Raw genomic sequence first — 13,613 nt, forward strand, 5'->3', positions numbered from 1 at the left:
GCCTCTTTCTTTCTTATATATTACGCCTTATGACACTCTGGACAAACGCCATAAATTTCTAAGCGATGACTATTGATAACGAAGCCTGTCGTTTTCGCAGCTTCCTCTTCCAGCTTTTCCAAGCCTCCATAAGGAAAATCAACAATCTTACCACATTTTTCGCAAATCACATGATAATGTTGACTTGTAACATAATCAAATCTACTTGAAGCGTCTCCATAAGTTAATTCCTTTACAAGTCCAACCTCTTTAAACACACGTAAGTTATTATAGACAGTTGCAACACTCATATTTGGAAACTTACCTTCTAATGCTTTATAAATATCATCCGCTGTTGGGTGCGTCATTGATTCCACAAGGTACTCTAAAATAGCATGACGCTGTGGAGTAATGCGTACACCCGTATTTTTCAGCATTTCTAGCGCTTCTTTTAATTCTTCTTTGACCACCGTCATGCACCCCGATTCTATACGGATTATTATTTTATAATTCTTATAAAGAGTGTACTCCTTTTCTTATAAATCGTCAATATTTCTACTATAAGTATGTAGTTTATTTTTATATTCAGGACTTGTTTTTATGTATCTTTCCCTTTTTTCTTCATATATTCCATAGAAAAAAGTGCGACATAATCGCACTTGGAATACTATCATCTGAGGAGGTATGCCCTACACTTCCACTTTATGTAAGGCAGTAAAATATGTATAGACACTTGCCTTGTTTCTGCATATTTTATCTCCAATGTAGATTTATTTTATATAAGAAAGAACATCCTCAATATGTCCTTTCACTTTCACTTTACGCCACTCTTTTACAAGTTCACCGTCTTTATTAATAAGGAATGTAGAACGCTCGATTCCCATATACTCTTTCCCAAAGTTCTTTTTTAACTTCCAAACATCGTATAACTCTGCTACTTTATGATCTTCATCTACTAAAAGTGTAAATGGCAATTCATGTTTCTCAATGAATTTCAAATGTCTATTCGCTGAATCAGGACTTACTCCAAGAATAACCGTATCCTTCTCTTGAAATACTCCATACGCATCACGAAAATCACATGCTTCAGTTGTACATCCTGGCGTCATATCTTTCGGATAAAAATAGAGAACTACATTTTTACCGCGGAAATCAGCTAGGCGAACTTCTTCTCCGTTACTTCCCTCTAATGTGAATTCTGGTGCCATTTCTCCTACTGTAATCATAGTTATCACTCCTACTCTTTTCCTTTACTATAACAAATGCTTCCTTATTTTTCATTGTCTATTACAGACCTCATCACAAAAGCAAAAGGGAGTGTATATCCAATTAGCGCTTCTGCGATTGCAATCCATCGCCCAATTCCAATCGGAGATATGTCACCATATCCAACAGACAATAAAGTAACTGCGCTAAAATATAAACAAACTTCGACGAGTTGAAAAGAATGAGCGTTCAAACTTTCTCCGTCCTCTTTCAAAACTGCAAAACCCATTTCCTCTAATACAACGTAACTTAATCCAAATGCGATTAGTACTGTTGTATAGATTAAAAATAATGTGGCCAAATTATAGAGCGAAAAAAAACGCGTTGAATCCGAATAGGAACTCCATAATAATTGGACACTTTTCAAAATAGCGATTGCTGCAATTAATAGAATAAATCCCCATAACATGTCCTCCACCTCATTTTATATGTATGAGGTGGAGAACTGATTTATCCCTTAGCAACGAACAAGCTTCTATAATTAATTACCCGCGCCACGATACCTTTTTACCCCTTGGTTCCAGAGGGTGATTGCAATCGTAAAACAGATAACACCAACAATTGGCGTCGCAAATGCATAACTATTCCATTCTGTTTTTCTTAAAAAGTATGCCGCTGGATATACTCCAACAAACGCAAACGGTAAAACAAACGTTAAAATGAAACGAATTACACGATTATAAATATTAACAGGATAGCGCCCGTAATTACCTATGTTATACATAAGAGGCATAATTGAACTTTTCGCATCCGACCAAAAACCAAGGCTCGCCAGCGTAACAAATATCCCTCCATATACAAGTGCTCCTCCTCCTACCATCAATATAAATAAGAAGAAATCATACCAGTAAAAAGATAATTGTAACTCCACAGCTGCATATCCCATTACAACAATCCCTGTAATAGCTCCAATTAAAGATTCAAGTTCCATTCTTTCTAATATAATTTGAAATAGGCTATGGATCGGCCGCGTTAATACACGATCCATCTCCCCTTTAATAATGTATCGATCATTAAAATCCCATATATTAAAGAAAGCTGAAAAGATGGCAAATGGTACTAAAAAGAAACCATAAATAAAGATTACTTCTTCTCGACTCCATCCCTTCAATGCTTGTGTATGCCCAAATACAACGAGAATAAATATTAAATTAACTGCTTGAAGCGATAAATCAGAAAGTAAACCAACGATAAAATCGCCTCGATACTCCAATTTTGTTTTTATATATTGACTTGCATATTGTAAAAATAAGTTTATATATAGCATCTCATCATCCCCCTTGTACAATTAGACGTTTTCTCGCCGTTCTCCACATGAGTACAATTGGAATAATAAGTACAATCGCCCAAATCACTTGAAATACTAAAGCCTCATACAACTTACTCCCCTGTATACCTTCAGAAAAAATCATACTTGGAATATAACTAATAGCCTGAAACGGTAAAAACATCATTGCTTTTTGGGCCCATAGCGGATAAAAACTAATTGGTAATAATAGACCTGAAAATAAATCAATAACAACGCGTTTTGCATACATAATCCCACTATTATTAAATAGGAAAAACGTAAGCATTCCCGTCATTAAATTAATTTGTGTATTAATAATAAAACTAAATATTAAAGATAAGAAGAAATATAACCAAGTTTGAAAATTTGTTGTAATTTGCAACGAAAATAATAACGTAACGATAACCATGCCTGGAATGGAAAAGAAGGCAAAACGGAATATTCCCTCGCCAAGACCTTGCATAACTTTCATTCCCAAATAGTTATACGGACGAATTAATTCTACAGCCACACGTCCTTCTTGGATCTCCATCGCAATTTCCCTATCTATATTATTAAAATAGAAGGCACGTGCCATCCACGCGATTGCGATATACGTGGTCATTTGCGAAATAGATAAACTTTCAATATTCTCTTTTCCACTATAAATTGCTTGCCATAAAAAATAGTAAGCACCGATATTAATCGTATAAATTAAAATCCCGCTATAGTAATTTGTACGATACGCAAGCATCATTAAAAAGCGAATTCGAATCATTTCAATATACTTACCCATGCGTAATACCCTCTTCATAAATGTTACGAATAATTTCCTCTGTAGACACTTCGTTAATTTTTAAATCTTTAATTTGAAAGGCTTGTACTACTTTAGAAATAAGCATTGAAATAATAACTTCTTCATTCGGAATTTTTGCAACCCATGCATTTTCCTCTTTTGCTTTCGACCAAACGACATGATTATCTGGCATAACCATTGATAAAGCCTGATAGGAAACTGGTGCAACAAACTGAAAGTGAATTTCCTTCTCCGCTCCCCACTGCGTACGAAGATTATTTAAAGAACCGTCATACATAATATTTCCTTCATCCAGCATGATAACGCGCTCACATAAAGCTTCAATATCAGTAATATCGTGTGTTGTTAATAAAATTGTTGTTTTATAACGTTCATTCATTTCTTTTAAAAATTCACGTATTTTCAATTTCACAAGTACATCTAACCCAATTGTTGGCTCATCTAAAAATAATAACGGTGGATTATGAATTAAGGCTGCCGCTAATTCACAACGCATCCTTTGACCAAGAGATAATTTTCGAACTGGTTTATCTAATAAGGGCCCTATATCTAACGTTTCAATTACGTGCTCCATATGCTCCTTATACTGAGCGTCTGATACACCATACACTTTCTTTAATAAACGAAACGATTCTTGTACTGCAATATCCCACCAAAGTTGCGAACGCTGTCCAAAAACAACACCAATTGTTCTTACAAATTCTTCTCTTTGTTTATGTGGGTTCATTCCATTTACTGTGATTTGCCCTGATGTCGGAGTTAAAATCCCCGTAAGCATTTTAATTGTTGTTGATTTACCAGCACCGTTCTCACCGATATAACCAACCATTTCACCTTGCTTTACAGTAAAAGATACATCATTTACTGCTGGTACTATTTTACAATTACGATTTAATAAATCGCGAAATGCACCCTTTAAGCCCGGACGACTTGAATAGGCTGTAAACTCTTTACGTAACCCTTGTACCTCAATTACCGATTTCATAATCGGCCCCCCCTCCTAAATGTCACAACGAATAGTTTACCCAACTGCCTTCGCTATCACAAACAATACGTCTTTTCGAAAAACATGTTAGAATAATACATAGATTTTTGTAAGGAGATGAATTGTAGTGAATTTCACAAAGTCAGAAGCATTACATAAAGAAGCTTTAGAGCATATCGTTGGCGGTGTTAACAGTCCTTCTCGTTCTTTTAAAGCAGTTGGCGGCGGCGCTCCTGTTGCTATGGAACGTGGGAAAGGCGCTTATTTCTGGGATGTAGACGGAAATAAATATATCGATTATTTAGCAGCATACGGTCCTATTATTACTGGACATGCTCATCCGCATATAACAAAAGCAATTACAACAGCTGCTGAAAATGGGGTACTTTATGGAACACCAACAGCGCTAGAGGTAAAATTCGCAAAAATGTTAAAAGAAGCAATGCCTGCATTAGATAAAGTCCGTTTCGTAAACTCTGGTACAGAAGCAGTGATGACAACGATTCGTGTTGCTCGTGCTTATACAGGTCGCACAAAAATCATGAAATTTGCTGGTTGTTACCACGGTCATTCTGATTTAGTACTTGTGGCAGCTGGATCTGGCCCTTCTACTTTAGGAACTCCTGACTCAGCTGGCGTACCACAAAGTATCGCACAAGAAGTTATTACCGTTCCATTTAACAATGTAGAAACTTTAAAAGAAGCTTTAGATAAATGGGGTCATGAAGTAGCAGCTATCCTTGTAGAACCGATCGTTGGAAACTTCGGTATTGTAGAGCCTAAACCTGGATTCCTTGAAAAAGTGAATGAACTTGTTCACGAAGCTGGCGCACTAGTAATTTATGATGAAGTTATTACTGCTTTCCGCTTTATGTACGGCGGTGCTCAAGACTTACTTGGTGTTACACCTGACTTAACAGCGCTTGGTAAAGTTATTGGCGGTGGCTTACCAATCGGTGCTTACGGTGGTAAGAAAGAAATTATGGAACAAGTTGCTCCGCTTGGACCTGCATACCAAGCTGGTACAATGGCAGGAAACCCTGCTTCTATGGCATCAGGTATCGCTTGTCTAGAAGTACTTCAACAAGAAGGGCTTTATGAGAAATTAGATGAACTTGGTGCAATGCTTGAAAAAGGAATTTTAGAGCAAGCAGCGAAACATAATATCGACATTACATTAAATCGTCTAAAAGGGGCTTTAACTGTATACTTCACAACTAATACAATTGAAGATTACGATGCCGCACAAGATACAGACGGTGAAATGTTCGGTAAATTCTTCAAGCTTATGCTTCAAGAAGGAGTTAACTTAGCACCTTCTAAATACGAGGCATGGTTCTTAACTACAGAACATACAAAAGAAGATATTGAATATACAATCGAAGCTGTCGGCAGAGCATTTGCTGCCCTAGCAGACAATAAATAATCCCGTCATTAAAAGGAAAAAAGAAAGCTCACCTTTCTTTTTTCCTTTTTTCTATTTCATAAATTACGTATTAATAGTATAATTATTCATAATTATCTGTTTTATATTCTTTTACAGCATTACTATCTCTGTGTACAAGGTGATTTGCGCCTTAAATAGTAAGATTATTCTAACTTTTACAAGAGGGGGGATTGACGGATGCTCAATAAAAAAAATACATGGACACCGTCTTTATTTCGAGATTATAGAAATGCAGAACATGATGCGTGTGGAATCGTTTCCGTTATGGAGAAACGAAAAATTGCTACAAAAGAAAACATTGACCTTTGCATACAATCACTCGTCAAAATGAATCATAGAGCTGGTTTCATTAATGGCGAGGGCGATGGCATCGGCATTCACATTGATATACCAAAAACACTTTGGAATGAAAAACTAAAAAGTAGCGGATATAATCCAACGATTGTGGATCATCCCCACTTTATCGTTGGACATTTTTTTCTAAATAAAAAAGAAAACATTACTGCCTTAAAAGATTATATTCGTACGCAATTAAACAACAAAAACTTTACTATTATTTTCGAAAGTGACGATGCAACAAACTCAGATGCGCTCGGTCCACTTGGTAAACAAGAAGAACCTTTATTTTGGCAAGTTGCCCTTATCGCAGAAAACGAAATTATAAATATTGAGCAAACATTATTTTCTGTCACAATAAAAATAGAGGAAAACGAAGCAATTCATGTTGCTTCATTAAGTCATGATCATGTTGTATATAAAGTTCTAGGTGCTGGTGATACGCTTGTTGCCTACTATAATGATTTACAACATCCGCTTATCGCTTCAACTATGACATTAGGACATAACCGCTACTCTACTAATACATTATCTAATTTTTTTCGTGTACAACCATTTAGCATTCTCGGACATAATGGTGAAATTAACACAATTGCGAAATTACGCGATCAAGCTGAAATGATTGATGTACCACTTACTGCAGGAGGCAGTGACTCTCAAGATTTAAACCGCACCTTAGAAACCCTACTTGTTCAATACGGCTACAGCTTATTTGAAGCAATGGAAATTCTATTCCCACCAATTATTAATGAAATTAAACTTTATGAAACACCTTTACAAGATTTATATACGTATATACGTGAAGCATGGGGACATTTTGCACAAGGACCAGCTGGCATCATTTCCCGTTTTAAAGATGAAGCTGTTTTCAGCGTTGATTCCCTTGGATTACGCCCAGTATGGAAAGTAGAGACAGAGAGCTCTTATATTTTCTCTTCTGAACCTGGAGTTGTATCACCAACTAAATATGTAGCAGAACCAAAACCACTCGCTCCTGGAGAAAAAGTCGGATTAAAATGGAATGAACAAGATGAACTTGTTCTTTATGAATATGACAAATATCAAATCCAAGTATATAACCGTTTTAAAAAGCGAATTGATACTACCAATTACCATTTAAATTTATCTATCCCTGAAACGAAAAAAATCCAAGGGCTATGTGATTCTGTTCAAGTTGAAACGAAAGAATACGTCGCTTTCGGATGGGACCGAGAACATATTCAACTTCTTGAACAGATGGCAACAAAAGGCGTTGAGCCAATACGCTCACTTGGGCATGACTCACCACTTGCCGCACTCGATACTGATAGACGAAATATCGCTGACTTTATTAAAGAAAGTGTAGCTGTTGTTACAAACCCTGCAATTGACCGTGACCGTGAAATTGAACACTTCTCTACACGTACTGTACTTGGAGAGCGTCCAAGTTTATTAAGCGGCGCAAAACGGCCATTTGTAGTTGAAATGCTTTCACCAATTATTTTAGAAGGCAGCGTGGCACAACCTATTGCAGAGGAATTACACACAATTACGTACGAACAACTCATAGAGCTATTTAAGACTCATAACTCTATCGCCACAATCTCTGCTACATTCAGCTCGTCAGAAACTCTGCAATGCGCATTAAGCCGCATTAGTTCTGAAGCGATAGCTGCTGTTAACAATGGCGCTTCCCTACTAGTATTAGATGACGCAAAAGCCCATCTAAATGAACGATTGTGGATTGATCCACATTTAGTTACCGCTAAAGTACATCAAGCATTAAGTGAAAATAAATTACGCCGCAATTGTTCTCTCGTTATACGTTCTGGTGCTCTTCGCTCCTTACATGACATTGTCACGCTATATGGATTAGGAGCAGATGGTATTAATCCATATTTATTATTCGCGACTGTAAATGATGGAACAAAAACACCAATTACGAATCTATATACTGCACTTAATAAAGGATTAGAAAAAGTCATTTCAACAATTGGAATTCATGAGTTACGTGGTTACGGACGTCTCTATTCATCTATTGGATTACATGAAGAAATCGCAAATATATTACAGATTACAAATTTCTTCGGTTCAAATGATTTAGCCTTTTCACTTGAATCACTTGTTGAAGATGCAAAAATACGAGCAGAGGATTATAACAATCCTAAAATTAGAATGCGAAAATCATTTCATATATTCCCGCGAATTTGGAAAGCAATCGGCGATGTTGCAAAAGGAAATTCTTATGATGATTACCGTGACAAGTTAAGTGAACTAGAAGAGAATAATCCAATCGCAATCAGACACCTTGTTCAAACGAAACAAACAAAACATGTCGTTCCAACTGAAGAAGTATCTATCGGCATCAAAAATCATAATTTACCATTTATTATTAGTTCTATGTCATTTGGTTCTCAAAACGAAATTGCCTTTCGCGCATATGCAGAAGCAGCCGATCAGCTAAATATGATTAGCTTGAACGGTGAAGGCGGCGAAATTAAAGATATGATTGGAAAATATCCACATACACGTGGACAACAAGTAGCATCTGGGCGATTTGGAGTAAATGCCGAACTACTAAACTCATCAAACTTAATTGAAATCAAAATCGGTCAAGGCGCAAAGCCTGGGGAAGGTGGGCATTTACCTGGTTCAAAAGTGACAGCCAAAATCGCTGAAGCACGTAATGCGACAATCGGCTCAGATTTAATTTCGCCTTCTAATAACCATGATATTTATTCAATTGAAGATTTAGCTCAAATGATTACAGAAATTAAAACAGCTAATCAACTTGCCAAAGTAGCCGTGAAAGTCCCTGTTGTTCCTAATATCGGAACAATTGCTGTCGGTATCGCCAAAGCTGGCGCTGATTTTATTAACATTAGCGGATTCGATGGCGGAACAGGCGCTGCACGTATTCACGCATTGCAGCATGTAGGTCTCCCTGTAGAAATTGGTGTTAAAGCCGCTCACAACGCTTTATTAGAAGCAAGCATGAGACATAAAGTAGAGATTTGGGCAGATGGTGGTATTCGAAGTGTAAATGATGCCTTGAAAATCATGCTCCTCGGAGCAAACCGTATTGGATTTGGCACACTATCAATGATTGCAATCGGCTGTACTACTTGCCGTGGGTGCCATCTAGATACTTGCCATGTTGGAATTGCGACACAAATCGAGTCTGAAGCACAAGCAAAAGAACACGGGTTACGCCGCTTCGTCCCACGCGAATTAGAAAGCGCAGTTGCTGGCCTGCTAAATTTATTCACCTCTTTCGGTGTAGAACTAAAACGATTAACAGGACAGCTTGGTTATACAAATTTACAAGCAATTGTTGGGCGTTCTGATTTATTAGAGCAAGTTCGAGGCGAAAATTTATTAAACTTACGTAATTTACTACAAATAATAGAACATCCATCTGTTACAACAACAGAAGGCGTATCGGAAAAACAATTTAAGACAGTTCATTCCGCTGACTCAAAAGAATTGGTAGGCGTTGGTGTAGAGCAACGCGTTATGGGTGGTCTAGAATCATGTTATCGCGTTCGCAGTAAACTATATGAAGCTACTCAACTTGAACCACTTACATTAAAGTATACGAATGGTTCTATTCCCGGAAATGGGTTAGGTGCTTACAATAGTGAAAATTTATTTATACACGTAAATGGCGGCGCACAAGATGGCATTGGTAAAACTTCCTTTGGTGGTGGGATTTATATAACGAAATCAAAAGGAAAAGACGGAGTATATTATAACGGTTCTGTCGGAAAAGGATTTGGATATGGTGCACAAAAAGGGGCACTATACGTACAAGGGAACGCTGATGCTCGCGCTGGCATTCGCCTTTCTGGGGCAGACATGATAATTGGAGGTAGAATAACAAAACCACTCCGTGAAAAAGAGCAAGGAAATATAGGTGCATACTCCAATATTAAAGGTTTTGCTTTTGAATATATGACAAACGGGCGAGCGCTTGTTTTAGGTGACCCTGGTCCATGGATTTGCGCTGGCATGACTGGCGGTGTTGTTTATTTGCGTCGTGATTCAAACTTAGGCTTAACAGAACAGGCCTTAAAAAGAAGAATCGCAAAAGGCGCAAATGTTACATTACAACCAATTAGTAAAAATGGTTTGAAAGATGTAACTGAATTATTGCTAGACTATATTCGTGTACTAAACGAGCACGAGCAATATGAGGAAGTTGCTTTGTTAACACCATTATTAGATGATATACAGAACAAGTTTTTTGAGATTATCCCGAAAAAAGAACAGGCAGATCCATCTATCTCAACAGAGTAAAATGAGTAATTTTCATTATTAAGAAAAAATTGACGAAGTACGCTTCTCATAGTAATCTATAGTAACAATTTGAGACCTGCTGAAATTCAGCAGGTTTTTTTACTAAAAACTGATGTTTAAAAGGAATTAGGAAAAATTATAAAGTGAAACTTTAATTAGCCTACACCAATCGGACGTTTACCGGCATCCAGCTTCTGAATTTTGAGGCGTGAATCTTACTACTCACAATTAGCGGGATAAAATGAACACTAATTTCTTTTAACGTCACTAAAATATCACTTGCTAACATATTGTAATGAATGTATAGTATCATGTTGTACATTCATTATGACAAGAGAAAGGATCTTATTAAGGGTATGAAACTTGGTGCTCGCATTTTAAAAACGGGTATTGCCATCACGTTAGCTTTATTTGCTTGTATTTTACTTCAATTACCGAGTCCGGTATTTGCGGGAATTTCAGCTATCTTTGCTGTTCAACCGTCTGTATACCGTTCTTATTTAACAGCACTTGAACAAATTCAAGCAAATGTAATTGGTGCGATATTTGCTATCGCATTTGCTACTGCTTTTGGACATAATCCTTTTATTATTGGATTAACATGTATATTAGTAATTGCTCTTACATTACAATTACGATTAGAAAACACAATATCAATTGCTTTAGTAACAGTTATCGCCATTATGGAGTATCAAGGCGAAGATTTCTTTAGTTTTGCCTTACTTCGATTTGCGACGATTATGATTGGTATTATTGCGGCTTCACTTGTAAATTTAGTATTTATGCCGCCAAAATATGAAACAAAACTTTATCATCGTATCGTTGATAATACAGAAGAAATTGTAAAATGGATTCGAATGAATAGCAGGCAGGCTTCTGATTTTACAACGCTAAAAACTGATATTGATCGTATGAAAGAAAAAATGATCAAACTAAACCATTACTATTTGCTGTATAAAGAAGAAAGAAGCTACACGAAAAAAGTAAAGTTCGCAAAAATTCGTAAGCTCGTTTTATTCAGACAAATGTTAGCGACAACAAGCCGTGCTTTAAGTACGTTAAAATCATTACACCGTACTGAAAATGAACTGCGCTATATGCCGGAAGAATTTCAGGAATCTATCCAAAACGAACTTGACTCATTAACGCATTATCATGAACAAGTTTTATTAAAATTTATTGGTAAAGCAAAAAAACAACAATCAGTCGAAATGCTTGATGAAGTTGAAACAGGTAAACAAGAATTAATTGATATCTTTATGGAATATCAAAATAAAGACGATGAAGAAGCATATAAAACATGGTTACATCTCTTCCCTCTTATTTCTTCCATCATTAACTATAGTGAAGAAGTAGAGCATTTAGATTTGCTTGTAGATAGCTTCTACACATACCATAAACCAGAAAAAGAACTCCAAATCGATGATAAAAAAGAAGACGAATAAAAAAACAGCTCCTTTTATGCTAAAGGAGCTGTTTCTGTTATATGTTGAAGTTGATATAAATTGTAATAAAATCCTCTTTTTTGCATTAACTCTTCATGAGAACCAGTCTCTTTAATCTCACCGTCTTCAATGTAAATAATCGTATCAACATGCGTAATCGTCGCTAATCGATGTGCAATTATAATCGTTGTCCGGTCAGCAGCTAACGTCTGAAGCGCCTCTTGAATATACCTTTCATTTTCTAAATCTAATGCTGAAGTTGCTTCATCTAATATAAGTACCGAAGGATTCTTTAGAAACACTCGTGCAATTGCCACGCGTTGTCTTTGCCCGCCCGATAGCTTCACACCACGTTCTCCAACGACAGTATTATAACCATCTGGTAAGTCTATAATAAAATCATGAATTTGCGCAGCTTTAGCAGCTGCAATCACCTCTTTCTCTGTAGCCTTCGGATTTCCATATAAAATATTAGCTCCAATTGTATCGCTAAACAATAAATTATCTTGCAGTACAATTCCAATATGACTACGCAAATTTCTCATATTATACTTTCTTACATCTATGCCATCTACATAAACCGTGCCTTCAGAAACATCATAGAAACGCGGGATCAAACTAGCAAGAGATGACTTTCCTCCCCCACTTGCTCCTACAAGCGCTACTTTCTCTCCAGGCTGCATAGTTAATGACAAGTTGTGTAATATCTCTTTTTCATCTACATTATAACGAAAAGAAACATTGTCAAATACAATTTCTCCATTTAATTTTTTCGTTTGTACCGCATTTGGCACATTAACAATATCGTATTTTTCATCTAACAGTTCAAACACACGGTCCATCGATGCAAAAGATTGTGTTAATGTTGTAGATGAATTAACAAGGCGGCGAAGCGGACTATATAAACTATCCATATATCCAACAAAAGCTACCATCGTTCCTAGCGTTAACTGTCCTTGAATTACTTCATATGCTGCAAAACCAATCACAAGTAACGGACCTAAATCAGTTAACGTATTTACTGCCGAAAATGTTCTTGCCGTCCAACTTGTATGGGTTAATGCTTTCGTTAAAAATTCATTATTTCTTTTTTCAAACTGCTTCCCCTCATACTCTTCTAACGCAAAGCTACGTGTCACTTGCATTCCTTGAATACGTTCATGCAAATACCCTTGCATCGTCGCTAACGCTTGTGAACGCTCTTTCGTCAATTTCCGAAGACGCCCGAAAAAATATTTCACTGCAATTACATAAATAGGTAAAATCAATAACGCAACAAATGTTAATTTTATATTCATAGAAAACATAACAATGATAGCAATAGCAATTGTTGCAGTATCTAACCAGACGTTCATCAAACCAGTAATTACAAAATCTTTCGTTTGTTCTACATCATGGATGACACGCGAAATAATCTCCCCTGTTTTTGTATTGGAGTAATAACGTAAACTTAACTTTTGTAAGTGACCGAAAATATGCTTCCGCAAATCATACAGTATTGTATTTGCGATACGTTGGGCGAAATATTGACGATAATATTCAATCGGTGGTCTTAATACCGCAAAAATAAAGAAAGCAATTCCAATCGCTGTTATTAATTGAGATGTTTTATCTTGAAGTGAGCCAGCGCCTTGAATTACATCATCGATAATATACTTTAATAACCACGGCATAATAAGTGGGATACCGAACTTAACTAGTCCAATAATAATTGTAATAGCAATAAGCCACCGATATGGTTTAACAAATTGTAAATATCTTTTTATGCCTTGCACATAATCCCCCCTCTAATA

The 13,613-nt window shown here is 36.5% G+C and carries 10 protein-coding genes; 3 read left to right on the forward strand and 7 right to left on the reverse strand.

Going from position 1 to position 13,613, the window contains the following annotated elements; translation table 11 throughout:
• Positions 1-20: 20 nt before the first annotated feature.
• From perR to DN401_RS08690, 6 genes are all read right to left on the reverse strand, one after another.
• Positions 21-449, reverse strand: a complete 429-nt coding sequence (perR, locus tag DN401_RS08665) for a peroxide-responsive transcriptional repressor PerR (RefSeq protein ID WP_000237829.1) — start codon at positions 447-449, stop codon at positions 21-23.
• A 300-nt stretch (positions 450-749) separates the two neighbouring features.
• The gene (bcp, locus tag DN401_RS08670) at positions 750-1,205 is read right to left on the reverse strand and encodes a thioredoxin-dependent thiol peroxidase (protein ID WP_000633710.1); all 456 of its coding nucleotides are present in this window, start codon (positions 1,203-1,205) and stop codon (positions 750-752) included.
• Positions 1,206-1,249: 44 nt separating this feature from the next.
• Positions 1,250-1,654 (reverse strand): potassium channel family protein, encoded by a 405-nt coding sequence (locus tag DN401_RS08675; protein ID WP_000964343.1) that lies wholly within the window; start codon positions 1,652-1,654, stop codon positions 1,250-1,252.
• A gap of 72 nt (positions 1,655-1,726) precedes the next feature.
• Positions 1,727-2,512: an ABC transporter permease gene (locus DN401_RS08680; protein WP_000965773.1), complete on the reverse strand. Its 786-nt coding sequence runs from the start codon at positions 2,510-2,512 to the stop codon at positions 1,727-1,729.
• A 4-nt stretch (positions 2,513-2,516) separates the two neighbouring features.
• Positions 2,517-3,308: an ABC transporter permease gene (locus DN401_RS08685; protein ID WP_000521519.1), complete on the reverse strand. Its 792-nt coding sequence runs from the start codon at positions 3,306-3,308 to the stop codon at positions 2,517-2,519.
• Entirely contained in the window at positions 3,301-4,314 is a 1,014-nt protein-coding gene (locus tag DN401_RS08690; RefSeq protein WP_000843638.1) for an ABC transporter ATP-binding protein, read from the reverse strand. Before DN401_RS08690 ends, DN401_RS08685 begins: the two co-directional genes overlap by 8 nt.
• 127 nt (positions 4,315-4,441) lie before the next feature.
• On the opposite strand from DN401_RS08690, the gene hemL reads away from it, so the two are divergent.
• The 3 genes from hemL (at position 4,442) to DN401_RS08705 (ending at position 11,820) form a co-directional block, all read left to right on the forward strand.
• Entirely contained in the window at positions 4,442-5,740 is a 1,299-nt protein-coding gene (hemL, locus tag DN401_RS08695) for a glutamate-1-semialdehyde-2,1-aminomutase (protein WP_001011863.1), read from the forward strand.
• A gap of 198 nt (positions 5,741-5,938) precedes the next feature.
• Positions 5,939-10,375 (forward strand): glutamate synthase-related protein, encoded by a 4,437-nt coding sequence (locus tag DN401_RS08700; protein ID WP_000932762.1) that lies wholly within the window; start codon positions 5,939-5,941, stop codon positions 10,373-10,375.
• A gap of 356 nt (positions 10,376-10,731) precedes the next feature.
• Entirely contained in the window at positions 10,732-11,820 is a 1,089-nt protein-coding gene (locus DN401_RS08705) for an aromatic acid exporter family protein (protein WP_000765787.1), read from the forward strand.
• Positions 11,821-11,834: 14 nt separating this feature from the next.
• Here DN401_RS08705 and DN401_RS08710 read toward each other — a convergent pair whose 3' ends face one another.
• The gene (locus DN401_RS08710) at positions 11,835-13,595 is read right to left on the reverse strand and encodes an ABC transporter ATP-binding protein (RefSeq protein ID WP_001161599.1); all 1,761 of its coding nucleotides are present in this window, start codon (positions 13,593-13,595) and stop codon (positions 11,835-11,837) included.
• Positions 13,596-13,613: the final 18 nt, after the last annotated feature.

It is taken from the genome of Bacillus sp. BF2-3, assembly GCF_008368795.1.
GTDB lineage: Bacteria > Bacillota > Bacilli > Bacillales > Bacillaceae_G > Bacillus_A > Bacillus_A cereus.